Genomic DNA, 6752 nt, shown 5'->3' on the forward strand with positions numbered 1-6752 from the left:
GATCATGCGGGCAATGCCCAGTTCCTGGCAGAGTGCGGCGACCAAACCAAGGTGATCGAGGTTACGGATCGAGATAGCGGGTGCGGCCATGATGATCTACCTGCAAAAGAGAGTAATAGATCAGAACGGCCGATCGCCGTCAAGCACTGAAAATAGCAAAATCAGGTGCGGAATGACGGATCCATTTTAGATCAAAAAAACAACTAAAAATGCAGAAACCTGAAGTGCTAATTTTGGCAACATAAAATTTCCTCAGCTAACCTAGACAGACTTAACGGCAATAAGGCATTGATTTTAAAGATTATATTTATTTGATGTTTGACGTATTCTGATGACATTTTAACTCTATTAACAGGTACGGCCTTCTAAGCCGTGGGTCGCAGGTTCGAATCCTGCAGGGCGCGCCATCGATACACATGAGTTTGATTGCTGTATCGAAGGCAGATTTCAGTGGTGGCTGTAGCTCAGTTGGTAGAGTCCCGGATTGTGATTCCGGTTGTCGTGGGTTCGAGCCCCATCAGCCACCCCATTATTCCCCTCCAGGCTGGGATCAGCCTGATGAGACAGCAGCACGCTGTCTGTTTGGACCGGCCACTGGCCGGTCTTTTTGTTTCTGCGCCGTCCTCTTTTTGGCGCAACGCCCCCACCCCATCCTCTGGCGCTCGGCGCCCTGCTCAGGACGCAATCCAGACCGCCGTCACAAAAATGGGGTTTTCTGCCCCGCTCAAGACAAGCCCTCCTCATGCCATGACCCAGCGCAAGTCCAGGTCTGATCCCTCGTGTTATGGATAAAAAGATTGATAACACGGCTGCCAGGGCGATTCACTCCTTCCTTCTCTTATCCCTTGTAGAGGAGCAGCCAAATTCGATGGCACCGATTCATCTTTTCGTAATACGGTCATCCCATCCTTAATCAATTAGCTGAAATATAAGGAGTTATTGATAACCCCCCGATGCCGGTCCAAGGCCCAACCTGTCACATGCCCCGCCGGTTGCAGGAAAAGTTCCCATACTGAGTTGTCTGCATTGCACATGACTGCCAAGGAGAGACAGAGATGAGTGAAGAAAGCAAATGCCCCTTCAACCACACCGCCGGCGTCGGCAGAACCAATCGAGATTGGTGGCCGAACCAGTTGCGGCTGGATCTGCTGCATCAGCATTCCCCCGGCGCCGATCCCATGGACAAGGATTTTGACTACGCCAAGGCCTTCGCCAGCCTGGATTACAAGGCACTCAAGAGAGATCTGGTCAAGCTGATGACGGATTCCCAGGAGTGGTGGCCGGCGGACTTCGGTCACTACGGCCCCCAGTTCATCCGCATGACCTGGCATGCTGCGGGTACCTATCGCACCACCGACGGTCGCGGTGGCGGCGGCCGTGGCCAACAGCGCTTCGCCCCCCTCAACAGCTGGCCGGACAACGTCAACATCGACAAGTCCCGTCGCCTGCTCTGGCCCATCAAGCAGAAATACGGCAACAAGATTTCCTGGGCCGATCTGCTGATCCTCGCCGGCAATGTCGCCCTGGAGACCATGGGTTTTCGCACCTTCGGCTTTGGCGGTGGGCGGCCAGACGTGTGGGAGCCGGATCAGGACGTCAACTGGGGGGATGAAATTGCCTGGCTCGGGGTCGATCCCGATCGGGTCAAGGGCGATCGCGAGCTCACGGCCCCCTTCGGTGCCACCCACATGGGCCTCATCTACGTCAACCCGGAAGGGCCCAACGCCAGCGGTGACTACATGGAGGCTGCCAAGGACATCCGTTCCACCTTCGGTCGCATGGCCATGAACGATGAAGAGACGGTCGCCCTTATCGCGGGCGGCCACACCTTCGGCAAGGCCCACGGCGCCGCGCCCGAATCCCACAAGGGGCCAGAGCCGGAAGCCGCGCCTCTGGAGGCCCAGGGCCTCGGCTGGATGAGCGACTTCGGCAGCGGCCATGGCAAGGACACCGTCTCGAGCGGGCTCGAAGTGACCTGGACCAAGACACCGGCCCTGTGGAGCAACAACTTCTTTGAAAACTTGTTCAACTACGAGTGGGAGCTGACCAAGTCGCCTGCCGGCGCCAAGCAGTGGGTGGCCAAGGATGCACCGGAGATCATTCCCGATGCGCACATCCCGGGCAAGTTCCACAAGCCGACCATGCTCACTACCGACCTGACCCTGCGCTTTGACCCCGAGTTTGGCAAGATCTCCCGCCACTTCTACGAGGATCCGCAGGCCTTCGCCGATGCCTTCGCCCGCGCCTGGTTCAAGCTGACCCACCGTGACATGGGCCCCATCGCCCGCTACCTGGGGCCGGAGGTACCCAAAGAGGAGCTGATCTGGCAAGACCCCATCCCCGCCGTCAATCATCCCCTGATCGATGACAAGGACGTGGCCCTGCTCAAGGAGAAGATCCTGGCGGCCTCCCTGTCCGTGGCCGAGCTGGTGTCGACCGCCTGGGCTTCCGCGTCCACCTTCCGTGGCTCTGACAAACGCGGTGGCGCCAACGGTGCCCGCATCCGCCTGGCCCCGCAGAAGGAGTGGGCCGTGAACCAGCCTGCCCAGCTTGCGAAAGTGCTTCAGGCCCTCGACGGGATACAGCAGGCCTTCAACGCCTCAGCCACCGGCGGCAAGCGGGTCTCCCTCGCCGATCTCATCGTGCTGGCGGGCAGCGTGGGGGTCGAGCAGGCCGCGAAGAGAGCAGGTGTCGCCGTGACCGTGCCCTTCACTCCGGGCCGGATGGATGCCTCCCAGGCCCAGACAGATGTGGACTCCTTCGCGGTGCTCGAGCCCCTCGCAGATGGATTTCGCAACTACGCGGGCGAGTGCGCGGGCTTCGCGGAGACCATGCTGATCGACAAGGCGCAGCTGCTCACCCTGAGTGCCCCCGAGATGACGGTACTGGTGGGCGGCATGCGGGTGCTCGGCACCAACGCGGGCAACTGCCACGGGGCCTTTACCGCCGCCCCGGGTACCCTCTCCAACGACTTCTTCGTCAACCTGCTCGACATGGGCACGGAGTGGAAACCGGCGGCGGGCAGCCAGGGAGTCTATGAAGGCCGTGATCGCCAGAGCGGCAAGGTGAAGTGGACCGGAACCCGGGTCGATCTGGTGTTCGGTTCCAACTCCCAGCTGCGCGCCCTGGCAGAGGTCTACGCCAGTGCGGATGCCAAGGAGAAGTTCGTGAAGGACTTCGTGGCGGCCTGGACCAAGGTGATGAATCTGGATCGCTTCGACCTCGCCTGAGGCTAAAGCACTGCTCGACCACCAAGCCCGGTATCACTACCGGGCTTTTTTATCGATGCTAAAGGGGAGTCCCATCCCTCCCCTTTGAGTGCTGCCATCGACCAGCCCGCAAGGGGAGATGGCCAATGCCCCCAGCCCCGGGAAACCAGGAAATACCCCAGCAGGGCCTGCCGCCAGCGGGATCCGTCAGCTCGGTCGAAGATTTTGAGTACCAGATCAAGTACCAGCGGGCCTTCGAGGCTGCCTTGTGGAACATGCCGGCGGTCGCCATCTACAGCTTCCGGCGCGCCGCCTTCGACAATCTGGGTCTCAAAGACAACGACATCATCGCCTATTCCAAGCCTGCCACCCCGCATCTCGAGGCCATCACGGCCAACAGCACCACCCCCTACATCACGGCCTTCACCGACTTGCAACACGGCCCCACCGTGCTGGAAGTGCCCACTGCGGGCCCGGATGGCAGCCTGTATGGGCAGATTGTCGATGCCTGGCAATTCACCATCGCGGATGTAGGCCCGGCGGGGCTCGACCAAGGCAAGGGCGGCAAGTTTTTGCTGACGCCCCCCGGCTACAGCGAGCCGATCCCGGCCGGCTATCTGCATGTTCCTTCCCCGAATTATCGCGTGGCGTTTGCCTTTCGCTCTGTGCCGGCGCCCGGCAAGTCGACGAACGATGCCTATCACTACTCCAAGCGCCTGCGCATGTACTCTCTCTCCGAGGCGAGCAATCCGCCGACCCAGCGCTTCGTCGATCCTGGCAACAAGCGCTACCCGACCCAGCCCTACTACGACGAGCGTCACTTCGACGACCTGCACGCGGTGGCCAGCGTCGAGCCCGTGCGCGAGCAGGACAAGGTGATGATGGGGATGCTCACCTCCCTTGGCATAGGTCGCGGCACCTCATTCAACCCGGATGAGAAAACCCGCAAGGCGCTGCGCCAGGCGGCCATCGATGCCTGGTTCTACATGCAGCATTGGTATGACAATTTCCCGAAGGAGAAACGCTACTGGCCTGATCGGCACTACGCCTCCCTCTTGCAGAGCGATGACAACAAGACCTTCACCTTCACCTATGAGGATCGCATCGACCTCATCAATCGCGCCGCCGAGTACTTCTGGTGTACCTATATGCCCAAGGCGCTGAGCGATACCCCGGCCACCCAGTACCTGATGTGCCTCGCGGACAACAACGGCAAACTGCTGGAAGCCGGTCAGCTCTACAAGCTCACCATCCCGGCCAAGATGCCGGTCAAGCAGTTCTGGGCACTGACGGTCTACAACCGCGACACCATGTCCTTTATCTACAGCGAGAGCGGGCGCACCACCCTCTCCTCCTACGATCTCGACAAGATGGCCAAGAACCCGGACGGCAGCATCACCCTCTACGTGGGCCCGACCGCCCCGCCAGGCAAGGAAAACAACTGGATCCCGACCAGTGGCAAACGCCCGCTGCCGGCCATGCGCTTCTATGGCCCGACCGACGAGTTGAACCACAAGACCTTCAAGCTGGCGGATTTCGAGCGGGTGTAAACGATGAACAGGCGTGGAGCACCATGAGAAAGACATCCCTTGCGGCAGCAACATGTCTCGCTACCACGCCTTCATGGCACAAATCACTGACAAGATGGCACAGGATGCCCATATCTACGGCTATTCCATGGAGGAAGCCTACAAGTTCTTCTATGGAACGGCGATCAAGACCGGCACCCCGCGAAACCGCTTCCAGAACATTCGCCACCTGGCGGACGATACCGAACACCCGGGCATCAACAACGATACCCTGCACCTGCAAGGCTGGCTGGATCTCAGTGCGGAGCCGGTGATCGTCAGTATGCCGGGTATGGACAATGGCCGTTGCTGGATCCTGCACCCCCTGGACATGGGCCATTACACCACCTCGATGAGCGGCTGACGCACCCAAGGCACCAAGGAGGGTCACTTCACAGGTCGGTTTTTTATTGCCGGATAAGGGCGGGATCCACGGCTAGACAGATTCGGTGTCGAGCCGGGATCTCGCTTATTTACAGTCAGACATTCACTGCCTTTTCTATTAAAGAGATTGCATAAACACATGGTTGAATGATGATTTATGAGATCAATAACAGGTTCTATTTAATACAGGCAGCATGTTAAACAACCCCGCTATAGTGTCCCGCCGTTGCTGGCGATGACTCTGCGATACCAGTCGAAGCTGCGCTTCTTGCTGCGCGCAAAGCTGCCGCTGCCGTCGTCGTTCTTGTCCACGTGGATAAAGCCGTAGCGCTTGCTGTATTCCCCTGTGGTGAAGGAGACGCAGTCGAGACATCCCCAGGGGGTGTAACCCATCACCTCCACCCCGTCCTCGACGATGGCAAGCTTCATCTGCTCGATATGGGCCCGCAAGTAAGCGATGCGGTAGTCATCGTCTATCTCTCCCCGCTCGTCTTTCTGATCCCGCGCCCCGAAGCCGTTCTCGACGATAAACAGCGGCTTCTCGTAGCGGCCATGGAGCAGATTCAGGGTATAACGCAGCCCGACGGGGTCGATTTGCCAGCCCCACTCGGAGGCCTGCACATGGGGATTTGGCACACTGCCCTCGAAGCCCGACAAGGCGGTGCCCGTGCCGGCGCCGTGGGCCCGCACCGCGTTGCTCATGTAGTAGCTGAGCCCGATGTAATCGGCGCAGCCCGCCCGCAGCGTCTCCTCATCCCCCGCTTCCATGACAATCTCATAGCCCTTGCGTTGCCACTCCTTGCGGATATAGGCGGGGTAATGGCCGCGCATGTGAACGTCCCCGAACAGGAAGCGCTCGCGCATGGCGATTTCCGCATACATCACATCGTCCGGGTGGCAGGAGTAGGGGTAGAGGGGCACCATGGCCAGCATGCAGCCGATCTGCAAGCCCGGGTTGATCTCATGGCCCAGACTGACCACCTTGGCGCTCGCCACGAACTGATGGTGCAGCACCTGGTACATACACTCTTCCGGGTTCGGCTCCTGGTTGTAGATGACCCCGGAGCAGCAGTAGCCAAACAGCGGCACCTTCCAGTTGCGCTGGTTGTTGATCTCGTTGAAGGTCATCCAGTATTTGACCTTGTGCTGGTAGCGGCGCAGTACCACCTCGCTAAAGCGCACGAAGCAGTCCAGCACGGTGCGGCTCTTCCAGCCGCCGTATTCGGTCACCAGGTGGTTCGGCATCTCGAAGTGGGAGAGCGTGATGACGGGCTCGATGCCGTGGCGCAGCAGCTCGTCGAACATGTCGTCATAAAAACGCAGCCCCGCCTCGTTCGGCTCGGCCTCATCCCCCAGCGGGAAGATGCGCGACCAGGCGATGGAGGTGCGAAAACACTTGAAGCCCATCTCGGCAAACAGTGCGATGTCGTCTCTGTAGCGGTGGTAGAAATCCACCGCCTCGTGGTTGGCGTAGCGATGACCGGCCTCAATCTTGTCGGTGATGACGCGCTCCACCCCGTGGGCGCCGCTGGTGAGCACATCGACGATGCTGAGCCCCTTGCCGCCCTGATCCCAGCCCCCTTCTACCTGG

At 59.8% G+C, this 6752-nt stretch carries 4 protein-coding genes and 1 tRNA gene; 4 read left to right on the forward strand and 1 reads right to left on the reverse strand.

From position 1 onward, the window contains the following. Positions 1-453: 453 nt before the first annotated feature. The 4 genes from C3418_RS22235 to C3418_RS22250 all read left to right on the forward strand — a co-directional run bounded on the left by C3418_RS22235 (position 454) and on the right by C3418_RS22250 (position 5141). Positions 454-529, forward strand: a tRNA-His gene (locus C3418_RS22235). A 526-nt stretch (positions 530-1055) separates the two neighbouring features. Beyond that, positions 1056-3230, forward strand: a complete 2175-nt coding sequence (katG, locus tag C3418_RS22240) for a catalase/peroxidase HPI (protein ID WP_103859298.1) — start codon at positions 1056-1058, stop codon at positions 3228-3230. Positions 3231-3355: 125 nt separating this feature from the next. Next, entirely contained in the window at positions 3356-4759 is a 1404-nt protein-coding gene (locus C3418_RS22245) for a DUF1254 domain-containing protein (protein WP_103859299.1), read from the forward strand. A gap of 13 nt (positions 4760-4772) precedes the next feature. Then, positions 4773-5141 carry a DUF1254 domain-containing protein gene (locus tag C3418_RS22250; RefSeq protein WP_223954190.1) on the forward strand — a complete coding sequence of 123 codons (369 nt, stop codon included), beginning with the start codon at positions 4773-4775 and terminating at the stop codon, positions 5139-5141. Between the two features lie 230 nt (positions 5142-5371). Here the strand turns inward: C3418_RS22250 and C3418_RS22255 are convergent. Continuing rightward, on the reverse strand, positions 5372-6752 hold a 1381-nt coding region (locus C3418_RS22255), incomplete at its 5' end, for a 6-phospho-beta-glucosidase (RefSeq protein WP_103859300.1).

Origin of the sequence: Aeromonas sp. ASNIH8, from assembly GCF_002919855.1 — a bacterium.
Lineage (GTDB): Bacteria > Pseudomonadota > Gammaproteobacteria > Enterobacterales > Aeromonadaceae > Aeromonas > Aeromonas caviae.